The organism is Caulobacter sp. Root655, from assembly GCF_001427665.1.
Classification (GTDB): Bacteria; Pseudomonadota; Alphaproteobacteria; order Caulobacterales; family Caulobacteraceae; genus Caulobacter.
In genome coordinates, this window is record NZ_LMHC01000021.1 from 515820 (window position 1) to 537687 (window position 21868).

General features: G+C 67.9%; 20 protein-coding genes and 1 pseudogene. 7 read left to right on the forward strand and 14 right to left on the reverse strand.

The features are described 5' to 3' along the window. Positions 1-111 precede the first annotated feature (111 nt). Positions 112-1617 carry a 3-hydroxyacyl-CoA dehydrogenase family protein gene (locus ASD79_RS13630; protein WP_056722486.1) on the forward strand — a complete coding sequence of 502 codons (1506 nt, stop codon included), beginning with the start codon at positions 112-114 and terminating at the stop codon, positions 1615-1617. A gap of 47 nt (positions 1618-1664) precedes the next feature. On the opposite strand, the gene ASD79_RS13635 is transcribed toward ASD79_RS13630, so the two are convergent. Beyond that, on the reverse strand, positions 1665-2432 hold the full coding sequence (locus ASD79_RS13635) for an enoyl-CoA hydratase/isomerase family protein (RefSeq protein WP_056722489.1): 768 nt from the start codon (positions 2430-2432) through the stop codon (positions 1665-1667). A gap of 210 nt (positions 2433-2642) precedes the next feature. On the opposite strand from ASD79_RS13635, the gene ASD79_RS13640 reads away from it, so the two are divergent. Next, positions 2643-4208, forward strand: a complete 1566-nt coding sequence (locus tag ASD79_RS13640; RefSeq protein WP_056722492.1) for a glucose 1-dehydrogenase — start codon at positions 2643-2645, stop codon at positions 4206-4208. 30 nt (positions 4209-4238) lie between these two features. Further along, positions 4239-4772: a nuclear transport factor 2 family protein gene (locus tag ASD79_RS13645; RefSeq protein WP_056722494.1), complete on the forward strand. Its 534-nt coding sequence runs from the start codon at positions 4239-4241 to the stop codon at positions 4770-4772. Positions 4773-4825: 53 nt separating this feature from the next. On the opposite strand, the pseudogene ASD79_RS13650 reads toward ASD79_RS13645, so the two are convergent. Continuing rightward, positions 4826-6461, reverse strand: a pseudogene (locus ASD79_RS13650) (flavin-containing monooxygenase). A 127-nt stretch (positions 6462-6588) separates the two neighbouring features. On the opposite strand from ASD79_RS13650, the gene ASD79_RS13655 reads away from it, so the two are divergent. After that, the gene (locus ASD79_RS13655; RefSeq protein WP_156400497.1) at positions 6589-6777 is read left to right on the forward strand and encodes a hypothetical protein; all 189 of its coding nucleotides are present in this window, start codon (positions 6589-6591) and stop codon (positions 6775-6777) included. Between the two features lie 99 nt (positions 6778-6876). Here ASD79_RS13655 and guaA read toward each other — a convergent pair whose 3' ends face one another. The 7 genes from guaA to ASD79_RS13690 all read right to left on the reverse strand — a co-directional run bounded on the left by guaA (position 6877) and on the right by ASD79_RS13690 (position 13993). Next, positions 6877-8439: a glutamine-hydrolyzing GMP synthase gene (guaA, locus tag ASD79_RS13660; protein WP_056722499.1), complete on the reverse strand. Its 1563-nt coding sequence runs from the start codon at positions 8437-8439 to the stop codon at positions 6877-6879. Next, the gene (locus ASD79_RS13665) at positions 8429-8902 is read right to left on the reverse strand and encodes a hypothetical protein (RefSeq protein WP_056722501.1); all 474 of its coding nucleotides are present in this window, start codon (positions 8900-8902) and stop codon (positions 8429-8431) included. Before ASD79_RS13665 ends, guaA begins: the two co-directional genes overlap by 11 nt. Beyond that, positions 8899-10170 carry an RsmB/NOP family class I SAM-dependent RNA methyltransferase gene (locus ASD79_RS13670; protein ID WP_056722504.1) on the reverse strand — a complete coding sequence of 424 codons (1272 nt, stop codon included), beginning with the start codon at positions 10168-10170 and terminating at the stop codon, positions 8899-8901. The genes ASD79_RS13665 and ASD79_RS13670 overlap by 4 nt, the downstream gene beginning before the upstream one ends. Before the next feature lie 7 nt (positions 10171-10177). After that, positions 10178-10573 carry an MAPEG family protein gene (locus ASD79_RS13675; RefSeq protein WP_056722506.1) on the reverse strand — a complete coding sequence of 132 codons (396 nt, stop codon included), beginning with the start codon at positions 10571-10573 and terminating at the stop codon, positions 10178-10180. A 3-nt stretch (positions 10574-10576) separates the two neighbouring features. Further along, positions 10577-12040, reverse strand: coding sequence for an IMP dehydrogenase (guaB, locus tag ASD79_RS13680; protein ID WP_056722508.1), 1464 nt, complete (start codon positions 12038-12040; stop codon positions 10577-10579). A gap of 124 nt (positions 12041-12164) precedes the next feature. After that, entirely contained in the window at positions 12165-12872 is a 708-nt protein-coding gene (locus ASD79_RS13685; protein ID WP_056722510.1) for an RlmE family RNA methyltransferase, read from the reverse strand. Continuing rightward, positions 12869-13993, reverse strand: a complete 1125-nt coding sequence (locus ASD79_RS13690; RefSeq protein WP_056722512.1) for a Ppx/GppA phosphatase family protein — start codon at positions 13991-13993, stop codon at positions 12869-12871. The genes ASD79_RS13685 and ASD79_RS13690 overlap by 4 nt, the downstream gene beginning before the upstream one ends. 161 nt (positions 13994-14154) lie before the next feature. Between ASD79_RS13690 and hspQ the strand changes: the two genes are divergently transcribed. Together hspQ and phhA are read left to right on the forward strand one after the other, a co-directional pair. Then, entirely contained in the window at positions 14155-14484 is a 330-nt protein-coding gene (hspQ, locus tag ASD79_RS13695; protein ID WP_007662122.1) for a heat shock protein HspQ, read from the forward strand. Between the two features lie 81 nt (positions 14485-14565). After that, positions 14566-15447, forward strand: coding sequence for a phenylalanine 4-monooxygenase (phhA, locus tag ASD79_RS13700; protein ID WP_056722514.1), 882 nt, complete (start codon positions 14566-14568; stop codon positions 15445-15447). Here phhA and ASD79_RS13705 read toward each other — a convergent pair. After that, positions 15405-16613, reverse strand: a complete 1209-nt coding sequence (locus tag ASD79_RS13705; protein ID WP_056722516.1) for an acyltransferase family protein — start codon at positions 16611-16613, stop codon at positions 15405-15407. The genes phhA and ASD79_RS13705 overlap by 43 nt on opposite strands. Positions 16614-16649: 36 nt before the next feature. Here ASD79_RS13705 and ASD79_RS13710 point away from each other — a divergent pair, with 36 nt between their 5' ends. Beyond that, entirely contained in the window at positions 16650-17552 is a 903-nt protein-coding gene (locus ASD79_RS13710) for a LytTR family DNA-binding domain-containing protein (RefSeq protein WP_368664865.1), read from the forward strand. Between the two features lie 3 nt (positions 17553-17555). On the opposite strand, the gene ASD79_RS13715 is transcribed toward ASD79_RS13710, so the two are convergent. From ASD79_RS13715 to ASD79_RS13730, 4 genes are read right to left on the reverse strand one after another with little or no spacing between them, the layout of a single operon-like run. Then, positions 17556-18068, reverse strand: coding sequence for a GNAT family N-acetyltransferase (locus ASD79_RS13715; RefSeq protein WP_056722520.1), 513 nt, complete (start codon positions 18066-18068; stop codon positions 17556-17558). A gap of 3 nt (positions 18069-18071) precedes the next feature. Next, on the reverse strand, positions 18072-19415 hold the full coding sequence (astB, locus tag ASD79_RS13720; RefSeq protein ID WP_056722523.1) for an N-succinylarginine dihydrolase: 1344 nt from the start codon (positions 19413-19415) through the stop codon (positions 18072-18074). Then, positions 19412-20866, reverse strand: a complete 1455-nt coding sequence (gene astD / locus ASD79_RS13725) for a succinylglutamate-semialdehyde dehydrogenase (protein ID WP_056722524.1) — start codon at positions 20864-20866, stop codon at positions 19412-19414. The genes astB and astD overlap by 4 nt, the downstream gene beginning before the upstream one ends. Further along, entirely contained in the window at positions 20863-21867 is a 1005-nt protein-coding gene (locus ASD79_RS13730) for an arginine N-succinyltransferase (protein WP_056722526.1), read from the reverse strand. The genes astD and ASD79_RS13730 overlap by 4 nt, the downstream gene beginning before the upstream one ends. Between the last annotated feature and the right edge of the window lies 1 nt (position 21868).

Genomic DNA, 21868 nt, shown 5'->3' on the forward strand with positions numbered 1-21868 from the left:
TCAGTGGTTCGCCCCGCGTGCTGTCATGAGTTCATGACGAGTGCTCCGGCGCGCGTCGAACCGGAAAAACCGCTTGAAGCGGACTGCAGCACGCAACCGGTTGGAGGAAACATGGGACTGGGAATGACCGGCCGGTCAGCGCTCGGCGTCTCGATCGGCCAAGCCACTCACCCCGCGCTGTCGCCACGGCGTCAGGTCGCGCATCTCAAGCTCGACTGCCCGCCGCCCTGTAGTTGGGATGCGGCGCACGCCCGAGCCTTTATCGATAAGATCGCCGAGTTGGGCGAAGATCCCGATATCAGCGCTATCGTCCTGCGCGGCCGTCGCCTTTTCAACGACATGCTCGACGCCCAAGCCGCGCCCGGCGACAGTCGCTCGGCCGTCTATGCGGCGATCTCGGGCTCGACCAAGCCGGTCATCGCCGCGCTATCTGGCGCCGTGACCGGCTCGGGCCTGGAACTGGCCCTGGCTTGCGCGGCCCGAGTTGTCTCGCCCAACGCCACCTTCTCGAACCTTGCCCGGAGCGAGGGCCATCTGCCGGCCGCCGAGACGCTGATCCGCCTGGCGCTCCTGGTCGAGGTCGAGCGCGCGGCCGACCTGGCCGTCTTCAACGTCGTGTGGGACAGCAAGGCGGCCGTCGAGCATGGCCTCGTCGATCTCGTGGCCGCCCGCGACCTCATCCACGTCGCCGAGAAGCTCGCCTCCGGCTTCAGTGGACAGCGCAAGGCCACGATCCGCGCCGAGCCGGAAGTCGTCACCGCCAGGATCTATGGGCTGCGCGCCAAGGTTCGCCGGGAAGCGCCAGATCAGACCGCGCCGATGACGCTCTTGCGGGCCCTCGAGTTCGCCTTGCAGACGCCAGCCAAGCGCGCCCGCGCCGAGATCGATCGACTGGACGTCGCCTTCGCCGCGTCGCCCGAAGCCCAAGCCTTGACCTATGCTGAGCGCGGCCAGGCGGCGCTATCGCGCGCGGGAGCCATGACGAACCTGGCCCACGAACTGGCATGGCCCCTGTTCCGCGAGGCTATCCATTTGCTGGACGAAGGCGCCACGCCCAGCCAGATCGACCGGGAGCTTCAAAAATTCGGATTCCGCGAGGGTCCGTTCCTGCGGTCCGATCGTCATGGCATGGAGGCCGTCTTCCGTCGCCAGGACGGCCTCGCCAACGGCGAGGACTGGATCACCTATTCACCGACCCTGGACCTGATGACCGACGAGGGACGGACCGGGGGTCCCGATGCGCCGGGCTGGTATCGGCACGGGAGCGATGGCCGCTACACCTTCGAGCCCGAGGTTGAGCGGCTTCTGCGGGCGTCCGCCACGTTCCAGCGGTGCGCTCGTGTCTCTGTTGACGACACCGTCATCGTCGAGCGCTGCCTGATGGCCGCCATCAACGGCGCGGCCCATTTGCTCGAAGCGCGCCCGGATCTGTCGCCAAGCCTGGTCGACGCGGTGTGGATGGCGCAACTCGGCTTCCCGAAGTGGCGCGGCGGTCCGCTCTACATGGCCCGGACGCACACCTGCGATCCGCTTGCGAGCCTGGAGCGTTGGGCCCGTATTCGAAACACGGCCGGCGTCGCCTCGCCGCTTCTTCGGCGGATCGTCGCCAACCCGTAGGGGCTACGGCCCGCGCACGGCCAGAAGGCCAGGCGCGGGGCCGCGCGCTATTTGCCCTGGAACACCGGCGGGCGCTTTTCGATGAAGGCCTTGACCGCTTCCTTGGCGTCCTCGCTCTTCGACAGTTTCAGGGTGTTACCCTGTTCGTAGCGATAACCGTCGCGCAGGCTGAGATTGTCGATGACGTTTAGGCTGTCCTTGGCCGCGGCGATCGCGATGGGGCTCTTGCTGGCGATTTGCTTGGCGATGGTGCGGGCGTAGTCGAGATGTTCCTCGTGCGGCAAAGCCGCCTCGATCAGCCCGCGCCGATAGAGCTCCTCGGCCGGCACTCGCCAGCCGGTGAGCACCATGCGCCGCGCCAGCGAGTGGGGAATAAAGCGCAGGGCGTGCTTGGCGCCGCCGGCCAGGCCGACGTCGATCTCGGGAAGGCCGAACACGGCGCGCTCGGAGGCCACGATGATGTCGCAGCTGGCCACGATGCCAAGACCGGCGCCCAGAGCCGCGCCGTTGACGGCGACGACGATGGGCTTGCTGCACTCGACCATCGACCAGCTCATCTCGCGCGCCATGCGCTGCCGCGCATAGGCCGTGCCGGCCGGCGCATCGGGGCCAGGACGGTTCTTCAGGTCGGCGCCGGCGCAGAACGTCTTGCCCTCGGCGGTCAAGAGCACGGCGCGCACGTCGCTGCTCTCGTTGAAGGCGTCAAAGGCCGCGGTCAGCTCGAGCATCATTTCGACGCTGGCGGAGTTGACCGGGGGGTTGGCGAGCGTCACCGTCGCTACGAAGTCTTCGACCTCAATCTTCAAGCACGACATCTTTTCTTCCTTGCCCTGTCGTCGGTCGCGGACCGTTTCGCCGAATTCGTAGCCATTTGCGGCGGTGCGACGTCATCAAGCCCGCCATCACGCGTCACATCACATAAGGAATATTCGATAGCCTCGGTCGCGTCGGGGTGAGCGGCCTTCGACCGCTGCTAGGCTCCGTGATGAGCGCCGCCTGGCGCCTCCTTCGAAGCCGAGTACAGCATGACCTCCAAAACAACGCCGCGCGTCGTTCTGGTTACGGGTGGAGCCGATGGGATCGGCTGGGCGGCAGCCCAGCGCTTCGCACGCGCGGGCGATCGGGTGCTGATCGCGGATCGCGATTTCGAACGAGCCGCCGAGCGGGTGATCAGCCTGGGCGCGGGCCATGTCGCTATCGCCATGGACGTCTCGTCCGAAGCGCAGGTTCGCGATGGCTTCGCTAGGGCCTTGCACGAGTTTGGCCGTCTGGACGTCTTGATCAACAACGCCGGTGTGACGGATCCGCAGCCGACCGCGACCCTCGACCAGACGGCGGACGAGGTGCGTTGGCTGCAGTCGATCAATGTGACGGGCGCGTTCCTGGCCGCGCGCGAAGCCGGGCGCATCATGACGGCTCAGGGCCACGGCGCCATCGTCAACCTCGCCTCAGGCGCGGGGCTCGTCGCCCTGGCCAAGCGCACCAGCTACAGCGCCAGCAAGGCGGCGGTGATCTCCTTGACCCGGACTCTGGCCTGCGAGTGGGCGAGGCACGGCGTCCGGGTCAATGCAGTCTTGCCGGGCTACACCCGCACCCAGATGGTGCAGGACCAGCTCGATCGAGGCCTTCTAGACCCTTCGACGGTCCTGGCCCGCATCCCGGCCGGGCGAATGGGCGAGCCCGAGGAGATGGCCGAAGGCATCTTCTTCCTGGCAAGCGACGACGCCAGCTATGTCATCGGCGCGACCCTCGTCGTCGACGGCGGCTACACGATCTATGGCGGCGCTGGACCGGCCTCGTCCGCGCCCGCGCCGATTTCGGAACACCGATCGCCTCGCATCGCGGCGATCACCGGCGGCGGGCGCGGGATCGGGCGCTGCGTCGTCGACCTCTTCAAGGCCACCGGCGACCGCCTACTGGTCATCGAGCGCGATGAGGATGGCGCAAGGGCGCTCGCCGCGGCGCTGGGCGACGATCACCTTGTCGTGCAAGCCGACGTGACCGATGTCGCGGCGATCGACGCCGCGTTCGAGGCGGCCACGGCGCGCTGGGGTCGACTGGACGTCCTGGTCAACAACGCCGGCGCCGCCGACGTCTTCAAGCCAACCCTGGACCAGAGCGCCGAGGACTTCACCAGCGTCTACGACGTCAACTTCACCGGCTCCCTGGCCACGGCCAAGGCGGCGGCGCGCGCGATGACCGGCGGCGGCGCGATCGTCAATCTCGGCTCGATCGCGGGCCTGGGCGCCCTGCCCCGGCGCAACGCCTATTGCGCCGCCAAGGCCGCCGTCACGATGATGACCAGAAGCCTAGCCTGCGAATGGGCCTTGGCGGGCATTCGTGTGAACACCGTCGCGCCCGGCTATATCGAGACCCCGGCGGTGCTGGCCCTGAAGTCGACAGGGCGGGCCCAGTTCGACAAGATCGTCAGGCGGGCGCCGATTGGTCGTCTTGGCGACCCATCCGAGGTCGCCCGCGCCATAGCTTTCCTAGCTTCGCCAGCCGCCAGCTACATTACCGGCGCGACGCTGAGCGTCGATGGTGGATGGATGGCGTTCGGCGACGCCGGCGACGCGTTCGACTCCCTCTAAAGTCCCGATCAAGTCAGAGAGACCCGAGCCATGCCAGACCAACCGAACGTGCAGGAGCTCTGGGATCGCGAGCAGATCCGCGAGTGTCTCTATCGCTATTGCCGCGGCATCGACCGCATGGATGAGGCGACCCTGCGGTCGGTGGCCTGGCCGGAAGGCCGAGATCAGCACGGCGCCTTCGAGGGCACTGCGGCTGGATTCGTCGACTGGGCCATGAAGGTGCTTCCGCACATCGAACGCAGCGTCCACCACGTGCACAACGTGATGATCAGGTTCCAGGGTGACGCGGCAGCGGCGGTCGAGTCCTCGTTTACCGCCCTGCACCGGCAGCCCGACGACGATGGCGCCCTTGTCGTCCTCCATATGTGCGGACGCTATCTCGACTGGTTCGAAAAGCGCGCCGGCGACTGGCGCATCGCCGACCGCCAAGTGGTTTTCGATTGGATCGAAAAGAGTGCGCCGACGCCCGGCTCCCATCCCGAGCGCTTCGGTAATCGCACGCCGGTGGGTGGACGCTTCCCCGACGATCCAATCTACGCGTTCCTGGAACGCGTCACCCCCTAGGCCAGCGCCCCCGGGGCAAATCGGGCGCCGCTAATGGCGGCGCCCGATCCTTGTCAGGCCATGTTTTCACGCACGGAGAAGCTGCAGCCCTCGTATCCGGCCGCCGCCACAGCCGCGCAAATCTCGGCATAGCGGTTGAGCCCGCCCGCGAAGACATAGAACCCGCGCGGCTTGCCCTCGATATTCGCCCCCGTGTACCAAGTGTCGGCCTTCACATAGAGCGTCCGGTCGGCGATCGCCCCTACCGTGTCGCCCCAGCGGGTCACCGCTTCCGGGGTGGCCTCGATCGTCGCCAAGCCCTCACGGCGCATGTGGAGGATGCAGTCCACCACCCAGTCGACGTTGATCTCGTCCAGGCGAATGTAGTTGGCCAGGATCGAGGGACCGTTGGGGCCGCCGATGATGAACAGATTGGGGAAGCCGTGCATCAGCAGGGCCAGGTAGGATCTCGGGCCGTCACGCCAGACGTCGCCGAGCCTGACGCCGCCACGGCCGGTGATGTCGATGGCCAGCATCGGCATCGTAGCCGGTCGCCATGATGATGACGTCGAGGTCGATGCGACGCTTGGTCGTTTCCAGGCCGGTCTCGGTGAACCCGCGGATCGGCTCCTCGAAGCAATCCACCAATGAGACGTGCGGCTTGTTGAACGCTTCGTAGTACTCGGTGTCCAGGCACGGCCGGCGCGCGAAGATTGGATAGCCGCGCGGCTTGAGCTTCTCGGCGGTGACCGGATCGTCAACCGTCTCGCTGATCTTGCCGCGCACGAACTCGGCGACCACCTCGTTGGCGGCGGCGTTGGTCAGCAGGTCGGAAAAGAGGCCCAGGAAATAGAGCGCGCCCTTGCTCCAGGCGTCCTCCATGAGCTCATTGCGTTCCTCGACGCTGACGCTGAACAGCGGCCGGGTCGAGAGCGGCCGAACGCCGCCGGTGAAGGTGTTGCGCGCCACCGCGCGAAGCCCCGGCATATTGGCCTTCAGTTGCACAGCGAAGTCGTCGAAGACTACCCGATTGCGCATTGGCAGAGTGAAGCTCGGCGTCCGCTGGAAGACCGACAGCGACTGGCAAGTCTCGGCGACCACCGGGACGATCTGGATTCCCGAAGATCCGGTGCCCACCACGCCCACGCGCTTGTCGCGGAAATCGACCTCATGGTGGGGCCATTTGCCCGAGCGGTAGAGTTCGCCCTTGAAACTGTCGGCGCCCGGAATATCGATGGGCTTGGGCAGCGACAGCGGGCCCGTGGCCATGATCAGGTGGTCGGCCTCGAACCGCTCCCCGTCGTCCGTCGCAAGCACCCAGACGCGGCGATGATCGTCGAAAGCGATTGCGTGCACCCGCGCGTCAAAACGGTAGGCCGAACGGAGATCGAGCCGATCGGCGACGAAGCTTGCGTAGGCCAGGATTTCCGAGCCGGCCGCGAACGTCTCGCTCCAGGTCCATTCCTGCTCGATCGCTTCCGAGAAGGCGTAGCTGTAGTCAATGCTCGTGACGTCGCAACGCGCCCCAGGATAGCGATTCCAGTACCATGTGCCGCCGACGTTACCGCCCGCTTCCAGGCCAAGAACCGAAAGGCCTTCTCGGCGCAGGCGGTGGACGGCGTACATCCCGCCAAAGCCGGCGCCGACAACGATCGCGTCGGTGCGTTGGCAGGCTTGGACATCGCGCGTAGCAACGGTCGTTGAAATCATGCGGGAACCTCAGCTGGGATGAGGTCACTGGTCGGGTTGCGGCGTCCGTCCTTCAAGGTCGAAGCTGGACCGGCCTCAAACATCACATAGGTGAAGGCGGAGGCTTACTCTCGAGCCGCGTCGATTGATGCAACCGATGCTGAAGTCCTTGTTCACGACCAAGCTGTTCAAGGCAGGTCTCTCGATGCCCGGCATTACTCTTGGCGGCGCCAGGACGCCTCGGACGGCGACATTGATCTGCGCGTCGACACCGACGCGCGTCTGGAATCAATCGGACAAGCCCCTGACCGATGCCATCACCGGCGCCGACAAATGAAAAGAGCGCTGGCGATAACCAGCGCTCCCAAAAGATAGAAAACACATTTTGTTTCAGTGATTTAAGACGCACTATCGATCGTCGCGGAACGTCGTTGACCTACTCCCATTCGATCGTGCCGGGAGGCTTGGACGTCACGTCGTAGACGACGCGATTGACGCCGCGGACCTCGTTGATGATCCGGGTGGCGGTCTTGCCCAGCACGTCCCAGGGGAACTCGAAGAAGTCGGCGGTCATGCCGTCGGTCGAGGTCACCGCGCGCAGGGCCAGGACGTTCTCGTAGGTGCGGGCGTCGCCCATCACCCCCACCGTCTTGACCGGAAGCAGCACGGCGAAGGCCTGCCAGATCTTGTCGTAGAGGCCAGCCTTGCGGATCTCGTCCAGATAGATGGCGTCGGCCTGCTGCAGCACATCCACCTTCTCCGGCGTGATATCGCCGGGGATACGGATGGCCAGGCCCGGACCGGGGAACGGGTGGCGGCCGACGAAGGCCGGGGCCAGACCCAGTTCGACGCCCAGGGCGCGGACCTCGTCCTTGAACAGTTCGCGCAGCGGCTCGACCAGCTTCAGCTTCATGAAGTCGGGCAGGCCGCCAACATTGTGGTGGCTCTTGATCACCGCCGAGGGGCCGCCGCGGGCCGAGACGCTCTCGACCACGTCGGGATAGAGCGTGCCCTGGGCCAGGAAGTCGGCGCCGTCGATCTTGGCCGCCTCGCGGTCGAAGATGTCGACGAACTTGCCGCCGATGATCTTGCGCTTGGTCTCGGGATCACTGACTCCGGCCAAGGCGCCGAGGAACTCCGCGCCGGCGTCCACATGGATCAGCGGGATGTTGTAGTGATCGCGGAACAGGGTGACGACCTGCTCGGCTTCGTTGAGGCGCAAGAGGCCCGTATCGACGAACACGCAGATCAGCTGATCGCCGATCGCCTCGTGGATCAGCACGGCGGCCACCGAGCTGTCGACGCCGCCCGACAGGCCGCAGATCACCTTGCCGGTCCCGACCTGGGCCCGGATCTTCTGGACCATCTCCTGGCGGAACGACGCCATGGTCCAGTCGCCCTTCAGGCCGGCGATCCCGAACAGGAAGTTGCGGTAGATCTCGGCCCCGCGCGGGGTGTGGACCACCTCGGGGTGGAACTGCACGGCGTACATCCTGCGCGCCTCGTCGCCGATGGCCGCGAACGGCGCGCCGACCGAAGTAGCGATGACCTCGAAGCCTTCGGGAATGGCCACCACGCGGTCGCCGTGGCTCATCCACACCGGTTCGCGGTGATCGACCGCGCCGATCCCGGCGAACAGCGGGCTTTCCTTGCCGATGACGATCTCGGCGCGGCCGAACTCGCCGGCGTGGCCGCCCTCGACCTTGCCGCCCAGCACGTCGCACAACAGTTGCTGGCCGTAGCAGATGGCCAGCAGCGGCGCGCCATGGTCGAACAGCTTGCGGCCGATGCGGGGGCTGTCGGCCTCCAGCACGCTGGCCGGACCGCCCGAGAGGATGATCGCCGACGGGGCGTAGTCGTCGATGACGGCCTCGGCCTTGTCGAATGGATGGATCTCGCAATAGACGCCGGCCTCGCGCACCCGGCGGGCGATCAACTGGGTCACCTGGCTGCCGAAATCGACGATCAGGACACGCTGGTGATGGGGTTCAGTGGTCATCGAGGTGGACTTCCGGAAGCTTGGATGGCGTGGGCGGTGGAGGTGGCGGCAGGGGAACGCCGGTCGGCGGCGGGTGGTCGGCGTCGACGGCCACCGAATACTGGACGGTCACGCCGTCGCCCAAGGGCGCCGACAAGAAAGCCCGGTCTAACGGGCCTGGATCGGTCTCGATCTGGAGAGGCGAAACGCCGGCGGCCATCAGTTCGGCGACGACACGACCTATACGCCCCCCTGACAATTCCCGATCGGCCCCGCCGGTCGCCGCGACCAACAGGCGGGGTTTGTAGCCGTTTACAGCCTTCGCCATGCTCGCGAAGTCGGGCGCGGAAGGGTTCGCGAATTCAGTCGTGCCTGGCTTGAAGCCGATGGAGCTCTGATTGACGACAAACCGGTCTTCGGCGCAGGCGGGATCGGCGATCGCCAAGGCAAATGCAGCACTGGCGATCGCCGCGCCCAGTCTCATGCGCGCCGCTCCAGCACCGCCGCGAAGAAGCCGTCCGTGCCGGCGCTCTTGGGCGTCAGGCGCAGATAGCCTTGCGGCGTGATGTGCTCCTGCACGCCATCGAGCGTGACAGGCGTCGCGGCGAAACCGGGGTGGCGTTCGATGAAGGCCGCGACGCGGTCCTCGTTCTCCTCGACCAGCAGCGAGCAGGTCACATAGATCAGCCGACCGCCGACCTTCACGAAGTCGGCCGCGTCGGCCAGCACCGCGTCCTGTTCGATCTGGCGCTTGGCCAGTTGGTCGGGCGACAGGCGCCACTTGGCGTCGGGGTGACGCCGCCAAGTGCCCGAGCCGGTGCAAGGGGCGTCGACGAACACCAGGTCCAGCTTGCCTTCCAGGCCCTTCAGCGGCTCGCCCTCGATCGGCGAGCGGATCTGCAGGTTGCGCACCCCGGCACGCTGCGAGCGGCGAATGGTGTCGGCCAGGCGGCGGGCGTCGCTGTCGTGAGCGTAGATCTGGCCGCTGTTGCCCATGGCGGCGGCGAGCGCGAGCGTCTTGCCCCCGCCCCCGGCGCAGAAGTCGAGCACCTGCTTGCCCTTGATCGGCCCGGCCGTGGCGGCGGCGATCTGAGAGCCGAGGTCCTGGACCTCGAACCAGCCCTTGGAGAAGGCCGGCACGGCCTCGACCGACGGGGTGCGGTCGGCGGCCTGGGGCGCGGCGATGCGGAAGGCGGCGTCCAGAACGCCGGCCGGCTCGGCGCCGATGGCGGCGACAGCCTTGCCGCCGCGCGGCACGTCGGTCTTCAGCAGGTTGATGCGCAGGTCGACCGGAGCGCGCTGCGACAGCGCCGCCATCTCGGCCGCCCTGCCCTCGCCCAGGGCGCGGCTCAGGAAGGGTTCGAGCCAGTCGGCGTAGTCGCCGGCGACGGGGGCCGGGGCGTCGGCAATCGAGCGCGGCGCGGCGATGCTGGACAGTTCCGCCTCGGTCAGCGCGCCGGGGCCATGCTCCTCGCCCGCGGCCTCGGCGATACGCTCGGCGGACCAGGCCCAGTCATGGGCCAGCACGCCCAGCACCACGCCCCGGGCGCTGTCGTCGCCCATCATCCAGCCCAGCGAACGCTTGCGGCGCAGGGCGTCCAGCGCCAGGCCCGACACGAAGGCCCGGTCCTTGGAGCCGGCGTAGCGGGCGCTCTCGCCCCAGCGTTTCAGCGCCATCCGTACAGGAAAATGGAGCGTCTCGATCTCGGTGAGAACCTCGATCGCCGCTGTCAGTCTGCCGCCGTCACGCATTTTGTTTTCAGATCACCAAGGCCGCCAGGATCAGGCCGAGGCCCACCGTGGAAGCAAGCCAGACCAGCGAGCGGACAACCGGCACGCCGAGGGCATAAAGAAGGACATAGACCGCCCGCGCGCCAACATAGAGCGCGGCTCCGCAAGTCGTGAGCGTTCCGAGCCGTCCGCCCAGATAGGCGACCAGCACGGCGGCGGCGAAGAACGGGAAGGTCTCGCGGAAGTTGGCGAAGGCGCGCCCGAGGCGCCCCGCCATTCCCGTGAGCTCCACCGGCGTGTCGCGGGGGCCGACGTTCCACTTCAAGCCCCGCTGCGGCTGGGCGGCCGCGGCCGCCCAGAACAGGTGGACGAGGCCGAGGACCACCGCTGCGGCCAGCATCTGAAGCTCGAAGGCCATCCGCACGCGCTAGACCGCGCTCGGATAGTTGGGCGCTTCCCGCGTGATCATCACGTCGTGGACGTGGCTCTCGCGCAGACCGGCGCCGGTGATCCGCACGAAACGGGCCCGCTTCTGGAACTCCAAGATGTCAGGCGCGCCGACATAGCCCATCGCCGCCCGCAAACCGCCGACCAGTTGGTGCAGCACCGGCGCGATCGGCCCCTTGAAAGGTGTTTGCCCTTCAATGCCTTCCGGCACCAGCTTGAAGCTGTCGGTGATGTCCTTCTGGAAGTAGCGGTCGGCCGAACCACGGGCCATGGCGCCCACCGAGCCCATGCCGCGATAGCTCTTGTATGAACGGCCCTGGTACAGGAACACCTCGCCGGGCGCCTCTTCGGTGCCGGCGAACATCGAGCCCATCATGGCGGTCGAAGCCCCGGCCGCGATGGCCTTGGCCAGGTCGCCCGAATATTTGATACCGCCGTCCGAAATCACCGGGGTGCCGCTGTCGCGGGCCGCGCGAACGGCTTCCATCACGGCGGTCAGCTGCGGAACACCGACGCCCGCGACGATGCGGGTGGTGCAGATGCTGCCCGGGCCGATGCCGACCTTCACCGCGTCGGCGCCGGCGTCGATCAGGGCGCGGGCGGCGTCGTAGGTGGCGATGTTGCCGGCCACGATCTGCACGCGATTGACTTCACGCTTCAGGCGGCTGACGGCCTGGGTGACCTGGCTGGAGTGACCGTGGGCGGTGTCGATCACCACCACGTCCACGCCGGCCTCGACCAGGCCCATCGAGCGTTCGAAACCGGCGTCGCCGACTGTCGAGGCCGCGCCGACCAACAGCCGGCCCTTGTCGTCCTTGGCGGCCAAGGGGTGAGCCTGGGCCTTCTCGATGTCCTTGACGGTGATCAGGCCGACGGCGCGATAGGCGTCATCGACAACGATCAGGCGTTCGATCTTGTGCTTGCGCAGCAGTTCGCGCGCTTCGCGGTGATCGATGCCTTCGGAGACCGTGATCAAGTTCTCACGGGTCATCAGCGCCGAGGCCGGGACCTTGTCGTCGCCCTCGAAGCGCATGTCGCGATTGGTCAGGATGCCGACCAGCTTGCCGGTCTTGGCCTCGACGACGGGGAAGCCCGAAATCTTGCGGCGGGCCTTGATCTCGCGGATTTCGGCCAGCGTGGTGTCGGGATTGATGGTCAGCGGATTGATGACCATGCCGCTTTCGTAACGCTTCACTTCGCGTACGTGGTCGGCCTGTTCGTCCACCGTCATGTTGCGGTGCAGGATGCCCATGCCGCCGGCCTGGGCCATGGCGATGGCGAGCCGGCTTTCGGTGACCGTGTCCATGGCGGCGGACACGAGCGGGATGTTCAGACTGATTTCACGCGTGAACTTGGTCTCGGTCGTCACCTGGGTGGGCATGACGTCGGACGGACCGGGTTCGAGCAAAACGTCGTCGAAGGTGAGCCCTTCGCGAATCTCCATTGGAGTCTCCATTTTGCGAGCCGCGTATACCTACGGGAGGCCGCCGTGTCGACCCGCTTGCCGCATAAATGGGGATGATCCCGCCTCGCGCGATGCGAGGCGAGCCTGTCGGAAGCTCTTCGTGCTACCGCCCCTTGAACCCCGTCGCCACCAGGAAGACCTCTGAGCTGTCGCTGCGGCTGGCCTTGGGCTTGAAGTGGACGACCTTGGTGAAGTGTTTCTTGAGTTGGGCGATCACCTCGGCGGTCTCGCCGCCCTGGAAGGCCTTGGCCACGAAGGCGCCGCCGGGCTTGAGCACCTCGATGGCGAACTCCGCGCCGATCTCGATCAGGCCGACGATCCGCAGGTGGTCGGTCTCGCGATGGCCGACGGTGTTGGGGGCCATGTCCGACATGACGAGGTCCGGCGCGCCGCCCAGCAGCTCTAGCATCTTCGGCGGGCAGGCCGGGTCGGTGAAGTCCATCTCCAGGATGTGGGCCGGCGCGACGGGATCGACCGGCAACAGGTCGACGCCGACGATGTCGGTCACCCCGCGTTCGGTGGCGATCTGCAGCCAACCGCCGGGCGCGCAGCCCAGGTCGATGACCCGAGCGCCCTTCTTGAAGAAATGGTGCTTGTCGTCGATCTCGCTGATCTTGAAGGCCGCGCGGCTGCGATAGCCCAGGGCCCGGGCCTTGGCCGAGAACGGGTCGTTGATCTGCCGCTCCAGCCAGGCCTGCTGCGAGGGCGTGCGACCAAAGGCGGTCTTCAGGCGGGCCGGCTTGGCCCGGCCACCGTCGTTGCCGCCGGCCGGCGGCTTGACCATGCGCTTGCGGGGGGGCTCGTCGTTCATGCGTTCACCGTCTCGGGCCTGGACCGGCCCGCGCCACCGCGCCGACGCCGGCGAGGCTTCTTCTGTTGATCGGACATCAGGGACATCAGAAGTCCCTCTCTAAGCCCCCGATCGGCCACACGCACGCGCGAACACGGCCAAAGCTCCTGAACGGCCTGAAGAATCGCCGCCCCGGCCAGCACCAGGTCGGCCCGATCGGCCCCGATGCACGGCTCCAGGGCCCGCTCCCTGGCGGTCAGGGTCAGCAGCCGATCAGCGGCCGCCTCGCATTCGTGGCGGTGCATCCAGAGGCCATCGACCACGTTGCGGTCGTAGCGCGGCAGGCCCAGGTGCAGGCCCGCCAGGCTGGTGATCGCGCCCGAGGTGCCGACCATGTGGGCCCGGCCGTTCTCGAACAGCTCGCGCATCGGCTCGGCGTGCGGGAAGGCCTCGATCCGCCCCTTGACCTCATCGACCATGGCCCGGAACCAGCCCTCCTCCACCCGTTCGCCCTCGGGGAAGCGCTCGGCCAGGGTGACCACGCCGATCGGGATCGACAGCCAGGCCTTGATCGGCAGCCGCCAGGCGGCGAACTGCCGGGGCTTGGAGTCCAGCCCGCCGCCCTTGAGGTCGACCCAGGACAGCTCGGTCGAACCACCGCCGACATCGACCACCAGGGCCGCCTCGGCCTCGCGGTCGAACAGGCTCATGCACCCGGCGACCGACAGTTGGGCCTCTTCCTTCGGCGTGATGATCTGCAGCCGCAGTCCGGTCTCCTCGGCCACGCGACGCACGAAGTCGGGACCATTGGTCGCACCCCGGCAGGCCTGGGTGGCCACCGCCTTCACGCGCAGCACCTTGCGGCGGCGGATCTTCTCGGCGCAGACCTTCAGCGCGGCCATCGAGCGGGCCATGGCCTCGTCCGACAGGCGGCCGCTCTGCGACAGCCCCTCGCCCAGGCGCACGATGCGGGAATAGGCCTCGACGACACGAAAGCCCCGCGGCGAAGGCGTCGCCACCAGCAGGCGGCAGTTGTTCGTACCCAGGTCGAGCGCCGCATAGCACGACTGCTCGCCTGGCGGCCGGCGCCGGCCCGAGCCCTGAGGCTGAGGCGCGCCGGGCGCGCTCGGCGCCTCCGACATGGTCTTTCCACCTTGTCTCGCAGGCGATTCATGCCGAACCGCCTCACTTCGGGAGCGAGCATAGCAACGAGATTCCCGCGCCGGAAGGCGTCGCCTTGTTATCCGGTCACGGAACTCTACGTTCAGGTTCTAGTCAGGAGACTCGGATTAGGCTGCTCGTCATGAATTCGAGATTCGCCAAATTCGCGATCGGCCAGGTGGTCAAGCACCGGATCTTCCCCTTCCGGGGCGTGGTGTTCGACGTCGACCCCGTGTTCGCCAATACCGAGGAATGGTGGAACTCCATCCCCGAGGACATCCGGCCGACCAAGGACCAGCCGTTCTACCACCTGCTGGCCGAGAATGACGACAACACCTATGTCGCCTACGTCTCTGAGCAGAACCTGCTGGCCGACGAGACCGGCGAGCCGGTGGGCCATCCGCAGACGGCGGTGATCTTCGAGAGCTTCGACCACGGGGCCTACAAGCTTCGCCCCCGGATTTCGCACTAGACGCAACGTCTCTCCGGGCGACTCGGCATAACGCGCAAAATCCGAACGGAACTTGCAGCGAACCGGGCGTAACGTCATTCCATGAGCGCAGATGGTTTCAGCGGCGGCCCGCCCCCCGGGGCGAGGCCGGATTGGACGATCGATCAGGGCTGGGAGCACTACACCCAGGCCGAGCACGACGTCTGGATCACCCTTTACGAACGCCAGACCGCCCTGCTCCCGGGCCGGGCCTGCGACGCGTTCCTGCGCGGCCTCGACGCGCTCGACCTGCACCGTTCGGGCATTCCCGACTTCAAGCGGATCAACGAGGAACTCCAGCGCCTGACCGGCTGGAGCGTGGTGGCCGTGCCGGGTCTCGTGCCCGACGACGTGTTCTTCGACCACCTGGCCAACCGCCGCTTCCCGGCGGGCCAATTCATCCGCAAGCCGCACGAACTGGATTATTTGCAGGAACCGGACGTCTTCCACGACGTCTTCGGCCACGTGCCGATGCTGACCGACCCGGTGTTCGCCGACTACATGCAGGCCTATGGCCAGGGCGGCCAGCGGGCGCTGAGCCTGGGCCACCTGGCCAACCTGGCGCGCCTCTACTGGTACACGGTCGAGTTCGGCCTGATGGAGACCAAGGCGGGCCTGCGCATCTACGGGGCGGGCATCGTCTCGTCGCGCACCGAGTCGATCTTCGCCCTGGACGATCCTTCCCCTAACCGTCTGGGCTTCGACCTGGAGCGGGTGATGCGCACCCCCTACCGGATCGACGACTTCCAGCAGGTCTATTTCGTCATCCCGTCGATCCAGACCCTGCAGGAAGTCACCCTGCGCGACTTCGGCCCGCTGTACGACCGCCTGGCCGGCGCCGACGACCTCGGCATCGCCGAGATCACCGCCGCCGACCGGGTGATCACCGCCGGGACCCAGGCCTATGCGAAGGCCGGCGGGCGGCTGGCCACGGCGGCGGACTGACCCTTCAGGCCAAACAGCAACCGCACGCCGGGGATGCGTCGCACGATCTCGTAGGTCGCCAGGCAGCCGGCGAAGGTGAAGGCGATCAGGATCAAGGCCTCCAGCGGCTGCGGCAGGCCGAGCTTGGCCAGATGATGCGCCGCCACCACGATCAGGGTCTGGTGAACCAGGTAGAACGGGAACACACCCAGGGTCAGGTAGCGCAGCGCCGGCCCGCCGCGGTTCAGATGCTTGGCGCCGAAACCCAGGATCGCGACGATGGCGCACCAGGCGTCGGCCGGTTGCACGAAGCGCATGGCCAGCTTCAGCCCCGCCGACGGGATCGGCGTGTCGCCGCGATAGATGTAGACGAAGCTCGCCCAGGCGACATAGGCGACGACCGCCAACCCAAGGGCCGGCCAGCGGACCGCGATCAGGCGCTGGCGCAGCGCCTCGGACTTGGCCAGGCCGAAACCCAGCAGGAAGGCGCTGAACGACACCGCATGCACATAGTGGTCGCCGATCAGGGCGTGGGTTTCGCCATAGCGCACATAGAGCGTGGCCCGCAGCAGTCCCAGGAACAGGATCGGCCACAGGATCAGGCCAAGGCCGCTCAACACGCGCTCCGCCGCGACCTGCAGATGCTCGCCCAGCCGTCGCCAGGCCAGCAACAGGCCGGCCAACGCCAGGGTGTAGACCAGCAGATAGGCCACGAACCACATGTGGTTATAGGTCGGGGTGATCAGGCAGCCCTGCGGCGAGCACCAATGGCCCGAGGCGGTGACATATTTCAGCCAGAAGCCGTCAGCGGATCCCGACCAGCCCGGATGGGCGGCCGCGTACTCCACCACCTGATAGTAGGACTGCGGCGGCACGATCACGAACATGGCGAACAGCAGCGGCGGCAGCAGGCGCGCCACCCGCGCCCCGGTCAGATGACCCACCGTGACCTTGTCGGCCATGAACCGCGTCGCCGCGCCCGAGACCAGGAACAGCAGGGTCAGCCGCCAGGGATTGGTCAGCATCATCACCGGCTCGAGCGCCGGAACCGGATGAGGCGACTTCACATGCCAATCCCACGGCACGTAGAACATGCCGACGTGGTAGAGAATCAGCAGGAAGAACGCGCCGACCCTGATCCAGTCGAGGTCGTGGCGGCGGTCTGGCTTAGAGACGGTCGAGGTCATGAAAAGGCGTCCCACTTGAAAAAGGATGCAAAGGTCGTGACTCGCGCCACCATCACGGGCCAAGCGCCGGGGGATCAACGGGCGCCGACAGGGACGAGCGGAAAATCATTGGGGACCAGCGGCGCGCTTTTCGGGATGAGCGGCGAGGAGCGGCAAGGCGTCTGGCGCGCCTGGCTTCTCGGCGCCTGCCTGATTTCCTGCATCTGCATCGTGAACGTCCTGACCATCCGGCATGACGCCCCGCGCCTGGGCACGCTGCCCCCCGCGATCTGGGAGGCCAGCAGCGCCCTGGTGACGATGATGGTCTTCGCCCTTCCGGCGGCCGTGGCGCTATGGACGACCCGCACGTCTCCGCGCTGGTGGAAGGCCGCGCCGGTCCACATGGTCGCGGTCGTCACCTATTCGGTGCTTCACGTGGCGGGCTTCGTGGCGCTGCGAAAGCTCGCCTACCTCGCGCTGCTGCACGAGCCCTACCAGTTTGGGCCGCTGTCCACCGAATTCCCGTACGAGTTCCGCAAGGACCTGATGGCCTACGGCCTGGCCTCGATCATCTACTATCTGTCTCTGCGGCAAAGCGGTCGGCAGGCGGCCGAGCTCGCCCGGTCCGCTTCCGCCATGATCCACTTCGACATCCGGGACGGCGCGCGTCTTGTCCGCGTCCCCATCAGCGAAATTCTCGCGGTGCGCTCGGCCGGCAACTACGCCGAATTCCTGCTGGAGGATGGCCGCCGTCCCCTGATGCGCTCGTCGCTCGGCGCGCTCGAGACGCGGCTGGATGAGCACGGCTTCGTGCGAACCCATCGCTCGTGGCTGGTCAACCCCGTCCGCGTGACCGGCCTGCGACCGGAGGGCTCCGGCGACTACGCGATCGAACTGGGCGAGGTCCAGGCGCCGCTGTCGCGACGATTCCCCCAGGCGCTGACGGCGTTGCGCGGCTAGCCCTCAGTCAAGCAACATCCCCATGACGATGTCGTCCTCCAGACGTCCATCGGGATGGCGGCCGCGCCCCGGCATCCGGCCCTCGATCCGAAAACCCAGACGCTCGTAAAGCCGCTGCGCGCCGAGATTGTCGGCGCCCGTCCACAGTTCGATCCGACCGACGGGCGGCGCAGCCTGGCGGGCGCCGGCGATCAGGGCGCGGAACAAGGCGGAACCGACGCCGCGTCCCTGCCAGCCCGGATCGACGGCGACGGTCAACTCGGTCAGCACATGGGCGAACAGGGCCACCTTCATGCGCTCGACATGGATTTCGCCGCACAGCGCCCCATCCGAAGCGACCGCCACGAGGTTGAGGCCGCCGTCCGCGGCCGCCGCCATCGCGTGGGCGACATAGTCGGCCGTGATCTCCTCGGGTTGGCGGGCCAGGCCGCCCGGCGTCTCGGCCACCCGGCGGTGCAACGCCAGGATCGCCGCCGCGTCTCGCGCCGTGGCCGGACGGACGACGAACTGGTCCATGGCTCAGGCAGCCCTTTGGAATGGGTAGAAGTCGCCGCCCAGATCGAGGATGGCCGTCAGTTCGTCCAGCGCCTCGCGGCCTTCGCGGATCAGGGCCGGATCGGCCAGGTCGGCGGGCGCCAGGCGGTCGCGATAGCGGTGCTCGGCCCAGGCGTTCAGCCGCGCGTGCAGACCGGCGTCGAGGCGTTGCCCCGGATTGGTCGCCGCCAGCTCGGCGTCGGTCAGCACCACCCGCAGGCGCAGACAGGCCGGGCCGCCGCCGTTGCGCATGCTCTGGCGCACATCGACATACTCCACGCGCCCGATCGGACCGTTGGAACCGGCCAGGGCCTGGGCGGCCGCATGGGCGCGCGGGTTGTCGCGGGTCTCGCCGGGGGCCAGCAGCACCAAGCGGTCCTCGCCCGGCAGGACCAGGAGCTGGGAGTTGAAGAGGTAGCTCTTCACCAGGTCGTCCAGCGGCAGGTCGGCCTCGCTGATCTCGACGAAAGCCGGTTCGAACAGGCCGGCGGCGGCGCGGCGGACGTCGGCCTCCATCGCCGCGCGATCCTCGAAGGCCCGTTCGTGGAACAGCAGGCATTCGCGCGTGCCGACGCAGACCACGTCGTTGTGGAACGCTCCGCCGTTGATCGCCGCCATGCCCTGGCGGGCGAAGACACCACGCGCCGCGCCATGTCGACGCTCGACGGCCTCGAAGGCCTCACGGGTCTGGCGGGCCGGATAGCGACCCTCCCAGCGCTCCCAGGCCTCGCGGCCCCAGACGAACAGGTTGACCCCCGCCTCGCCGTGATCGGCGCAGAGGCGCACATGATTGGCCGCGCCCTCGTCGGCGAAATGCGGCTGGGCCGGCAGCGGATCGTGGACCGCGAACCGGGCTCGGTCGGGGAACAGCCGACGCAGCGACCGGGCCGTCTGCGGCCCTTCCAGGCTGCGGTGCAGGTTGGTCAGCAGGTTGGCGGGCGTGAAGTGGACGCGGCCATCGGCGGTGTCGGCGCTGGGCGTCACGGTGGCGGCGTTGGCGGCCCACATCGGCGAGGCCGAGCACGACGCGGCGGCCAAGGCAGGCGCCTCTTTCCAGGCCTTTTCAAGCACCTGGGCGTCAGAGCCTGAGAAGCCGATCGAGCGCAGCAAGGCCAGGTCCGGCCGTTCGTGCGGCGGCAGCACGAACTGCGGCACGCCCCAGTCGGCCAGCTTGCGCATCTTGGTCAGGCCCTCCAGCACCGCGGCGCGAGGATTGGAGACCTCGCCGGCGTTGGTCTGGCTGGCGATGTTGCCGGGCGACAGGCCGACATAGGAATGGGTCGGGCCGACCAGGCCGTCGCAATTGGCCTCGACCGCGCGCGAACTCATTCGCGCAACCCCTTGATGTCGCCCAGGGTATTGGTCACGCTCGCCGCCTCGAAACTGGCGACCGGATAGGCGCAGTAGTCCGCCGCGTAATAGGCGCTGGGCCGATGGTTGCCCGAGGCGCCGAGGCCGCCGAACGGCATGGTCCCGGCCGCGCCGGTGGTCGGCCGGTTCCAGTTGACGACGCCGGCCCGGATGCGCTTGAAGAAATGATCCCAATGCGCCGTTTCATTGGAGATAAGTCCGGCCGACAGGCCATAGCGCGTGGCGTTGGCGGCGGCGATCGCCGCGTCGAGCGAGTCGACCCGGCGCACCTGCAGCAGCGGCGCGAACAACTCCTCGTCGGGGATCGTCTCGCCGGTCACGTCGACCAGGCCGGGCGAGACGAAGGCGCCGCTCAGGCCCTCGACCGAGGTCATGGCGCGCACGGTCTTGCCGGCCATCGCCTCGGCGCCGGCCAGGGCCGTGGCGGCCGCGCGGTCGGAGATCAGCGGCCCCATGAAGGGCTCCTGTCCGCCGTTCCACGGTCCGACGACCAGGCGCTCGGATAGAGCGGCCACGGCGTCGATCACCGCCTGGCCGCCGGCGTCGTCGCGGACGATCAGGCGGCGGGCGCAGGAGCAGCGCTGGCCGGTGGTGATGAAGGCCGACTGCACGACCAGGGCCGCGACAGCCTCGGCCTCGCCGGCGTCCCAGACCACCAGCGGATTGTTGCCGCCCAGCTCCAGGGCCAGGATCACGTCCGGCCGGTCGGCGAAATAGCGTCGGAAGAAGGCGCCGGCCTGGGCCGAGCCGGTGAACAGCAGGCCGTCGATCTCCTGGTCGAGCAGCGCCTGGCCGGTCTGGCGGCCGCCCTGCACCAGGTTGACGACGCCGGCCGGCACGCCGGCCGCTTCCAGGGCCTCGACCAGCAATTGGCCGGCCAGGGGCGTTTCTTCCGATGGCTTGAACACCACCGTGTCGCCGGCCAGCAAGGCCGGCACGATGTGGCCGTTGGGCAGGTGGCCAGGGAAGTTGAACGGCCCCAGCACCACCATCACGCCATGCGGCCGGTGGCGCAGCACCGCCCGGCCGAAGGCCATGGCGTTCTCGTGCTCGCCGGTCCGCTCCTCGTAGGCCTTGATCGAAGCCTCGACCTTGCCGGCCATCGAGCCCAGTTCGGCCGTGGTCTCCCACAGCGCCTTGCCGGTCTCGCGGCTCAGGGCCTGGGCATAGTCGGCCGTGCGGGCGACCAGGACATCCTTGTAGCGACGCAGGATGGCGACCCGCTCGTCGCGCGACCGGTCGGCCCAGGCCGGGAAGGCCTTGCGCGCGGCGGCGACCGCCGCGACCACGTCCGCAACGCCCGCTGTCGCCTGACGCCAGATCACCTCGCCGGTGGTCGGATCGATCGAAACCGCCTCGGCCCCGGCGCCCGCGCGCCAGACGCCATCGATGAACACGCCGCCGCTCATGCCTTCACCCGCACCATTTCGCCTTCGTTCACACCCAGCGCCTGGGCCGCATCGCGGCCGATGATCGCTGTCTCGCCGTCGATCAGCACCGGCGCGCGCACCGCCCGGAAGCGGGCGACGGAACCGGAGGAGATCAAGGCCTCCTCGCCATAGGCGTCCTCGCCCAGCTTCATCCGCAACCGCCGACCTTCGCGGACGGTCTTGATGTCGTCGCGCCGCGCCGCCACGGTCGGGCCAGCGTCGAAAATGTCGACGAGGCCCGAGAACCGGAACCCTTCGGTCTCCAGCATGGCTCGCGCTGCCTCGCCCTCGCGGTGCACGCGGCCGATGGTCTCCGAGGCGGCCTGCGGCAGCAGTTCGGCGTAGATCGGATGGCGGGGGGCCAGGTCGAGGATGAACTGGCCGTCGGTCGAGGCGCTCATCCGGTCGGCCTCGTCGAACTCCAGCCGGAAGAACTTGCTGGCCACGTGGTCCCAGAACGGACAGCTGCCGTCCTCGGCGAACCAGCCGCGCAGCTCGGCCAGCACCATTTCGGCGAAGCGCTGGGGCTCCAGGCCGATCAGCATGTAGCGCGACTGGGCCAGCAGGCGCCCCGCCCCGCCCTTGCGGCGTTCGGGCTTGAGGAACAGCGACCCCACCTCCGACCAGCCGGCGCATTCGTTGACCAGCACCAGGGCCCGGTGGTCGAAGCGCTTGTCGAGCGTGGGAGAAGATTGCGCCAAGGTCACGACGCGGAACGAGAAATGCGGTCGCTTCAAGCCGACGCCGGCCTTGACCCCGGCCACGCCGATGACGTCGCCGGCCTCGATGTCCTCGAGCATCAGGGTGTACCAGGCCTCGGGCGCGGCGACCTCGGAATGGAAGCTGGCCTGGGAAAGCTCCAGACGCTGGCGCAGGGTCTGCTCGTCGGCCGGCAAGCTGGTGAAGCCACGGCCCGACAGGACGGCCAGCTCCATCAGGCTGTCGAAGTCGACGGGCATCGCGGGACGGACGACGAGCATT